Source organism: Dyella sp., from assembly GCF_036384435.1.
Classification (GTDB): Bacteria; Pseudomonadota; Gammaproteobacteria; order Xanthomonadales; family Rhodanobacteraceae; genus GSA-30.
In genome coordinates this window covers 1-2,548 of the sequence record NZ_DASVMI010000198.1, presented here as the reverse complement: position 1 = coordinate 2,548, position 2,548 = coordinate 1, and the positions used below count along the sequence as shown (strand labels likewise).

3 protein-coding genes are annotated in these 2,548 nt (G+C 59.3%); 1 reads left to right on the top strand and 2 read right to left on the bottom strand.

What is annotated here, in order from left to right:
• Nucleotides 1-557 (bottom strand): PepSY-associated TM helix domain-containing protein (locus tag VF436_RS21265; RefSeq protein WP_330906064.1); only part of this gene is annotated, 557 nt, incomplete at its 3' end.
• Between the two features lie 365 nt (nucleotides 558-922).
• On the opposite strand from VF436_RS21265, the gene VF436_RS21260 reads away from it, so the two are divergent.
• Nucleotides 923-1,324 (top strand): DUF2251 domain-containing protein, encoded by a 402-nt coding sequence (locus VF436_RS21260; protein WP_330906063.1) that lies wholly within the window; start codon nucleotides 923-925, stop codon nucleotides 1,322-1,324.
• 82 nt (nucleotides 1,325-1,406) lie between these two features.
• Here the strand turns inward: VF436_RS21260 and VF436_RS21255 are convergent, their stop codons facing one another.
• Nucleotides 1,407-2,309 carry a LysR family transcriptional regulator gene (locus tag VF436_RS21255; RefSeq protein ID WP_330906062.1) on the bottom strand — a complete coding sequence of 301 codons (903 nt, stop codon included), beginning with the start codon at nucleotides 2,307-2,309 and terminating at the stop codon, nucleotides 1,407-1,409.
• Nucleotides 2,310-2,548: the final 239 nt, after the last annotated feature.

Genomic DNA, 2,548 nt, shown 5'->3' with positions numbered 1-2,548 from the left:
CGCAGAATGGGGGGCCGCGGATGCGGCCGCAGGTGTGTCAATGCGCGCTTGCGACCGGGCCAGTAGAGCCACACGCCGGAAACCAGCATGAACAGGCCGGCGCATGCCACGATGCCAAGTACCGTCTCACCGATCTCGCCCGTGAGCAGGTGTGTATGCCAGTCCAGCAATACCAGTAACGGATCGTGACCCGCTTGCCTGCGCAGGATGACCAGACCGCTGCCGGGGTCGAAATAGACGCGCCCAGTCCGTGACGTGCCTTCGAACGCATGCACATATTCGTTTGGCAGGGTGATACCACGTAGCCTGTCGCCTTCGGGCGAGGCCAGGATGGCATCGAGTGTATGGCCCATCGTCGCCATGTCCGGCAGAGGTTGCGTGGCGAGAATGGGATGCAGGGCGGTCAACAACGGTCTTTCAAACGTAAGGACGCATCCGCTCAAGGTCACCAATGCTAGCAAGAGACCCAGGCCGAGTCCCAGCCACAGGTGCAAGATCTTGAACAGTTGGCGGACGCGGCGGGGGGAACGGACTGGCTGGCTGGCTGCGGCAGTCATGATGATTTTAGAAATCCACGTAGGCTTGCGCGAAATGATTCCGTGGCCGGCCCGCAGATAGGCTGCCGTGGGTATCCATCGATCACGTGAATCAGTGGCGATCGAAGCGATGGCTCTCGCCCGTGCTGAGACGCAACCTTGATGGCGCAGGTCTTCGGACGCCGATAGCGAGAGACCCAAACGCCGTCGAGCGCGAGCGCACCACCAGGCAGCTTGTTATGGTAATTACGAATCATTATCGTTTCAATCGATAGGGCTAACGACTTTGTCTCCGAAGCCTTTTCACGAAATCGCGACCCACGTACCGCTTTCCAGGCGCATCGGTCTGGCTTACTGTGATGGCCTACTCACGGGGAGAGTGATGTATGCCGCTTTATCACGTCGTCGAGCAGCCACTGAATGTGGGGAACGAGCAGTTCATCGAAAGCCCGGCTCCCGGCGGGCGTTATGCGGTGGTGTTCGAGGACGATGGTGATACCGGTTACTTCTATGCCCTGGACCTGTCCAAGGGCGAACAGCCGATTGCCGATGCACTGCACATCTACAACGTGGTCAACATCGCTGACCGTGACCAGCTATCGACGGTAAGCATCGGCTGGTCTGCCGACGGTACGAAGTCGGTATTGCTCATCAATGGTCATCCGCATGCCGTTGTCGACTTCAGCGGCAAGCGTGGTTACTGCCGCACCGGTTTTCCGCCGCCGTCCACAGAGAGCGGCTGGAACGGGCATGACTGGAGCGATTCGGCAATCGAGTTATTCGGTTGATGAATCGGTCATCCTTGACCAAGCCCTCAACGGCGTGGGTTGACGTTACGCCGGCAAGGCAAAAGTGGTCAGTGAGCAACTCTCAATCACGAGGTGCATGCGCCGCCAGTTCCCTCAGCATCGTGAACAGTAAATTCGTGGGGGCGATCAATCGCGGCGGCAACGGACGATGTACCAGCCAGGACACCACTTCCATGGAAAAATCCGTCAACTGTAATTCTTTGAGTTGCTCGCGATAACGGCTGTTGTGCAAGGCCTCCGGTGTGGTCAGCCCAACGCCCGCGCCGCGCGACACCAGCGAAAGTTGCAGTTCGGAGCCGAACGCCTCCACGCCGACATCGAAGGGCAGGCCACGCGATTCCATAGCTTGTCGCAATGACGAGCGCATGCCGCAACCATTCTGGCTGAGCACCCAGCGATGGACAGCCAAGTCTTTGAGGCAGATCCGGGTCTTCAAGCCCAACGTCGGCGAGGCTACGATCTTGACTCGTTGGCGATTGAACTCACGTGCAATCATGTTCGCCGGCGTTGGTGTCGATTCGCAGTACACGATGCCGGCGACGTCCAGCGAGCCTTGCTCAAGTTGTGACACCAGTCCGGGTGACCAGCCGCCCTGGATGCGCAACGTCAGTTTCGGATAGGCCGCGCGCAAAGCGTCCACCGGCTCGGTCAGCGCGAGATCGGCGAGCATCGGTGGCATGCCCAGTCGCAGTTCACCGGAAGGCTCCACATTGTCGCGCACCGACGCCAGCAGGTCGGCCTCGGCAAGCAGAAGCCTGCGTCCGCGCTCGTAAACTTCCATGCCAGCGGCGGATGGGCGCAGAGGCTTGGACTGGCGGTCGAGCAATTCGACCCCGAGCATTTGCTCCAGGCTCTGCACGCGGCGCGTTACACCGGGCTGCGTCAGGTGCAGCGTAGCGGCCGCCTGCACGATGGAGCCTGTCTCGACCACGGCAATAAAAGCACTGATATCACGAGTATTCATGGGTATTTGGCGATGTATGCGTTTGCAGCATAAAGAATATGAAGATTATTCAATTGCCGCATGACTGATGCGTATTTAGCATCCACATCCATCCCCATTGCAAGGCCTTCTCATGCAGCACGCCTCACGCCATCCTGTGGTCATCGAACCTGTGGGCGAACCTGTTGGAACGCTGACCGGCCCCTTGACCTTCCTGTTTGCCGTAGCGGTAGGGGTGATCATCATCAACCTGTCCGCCG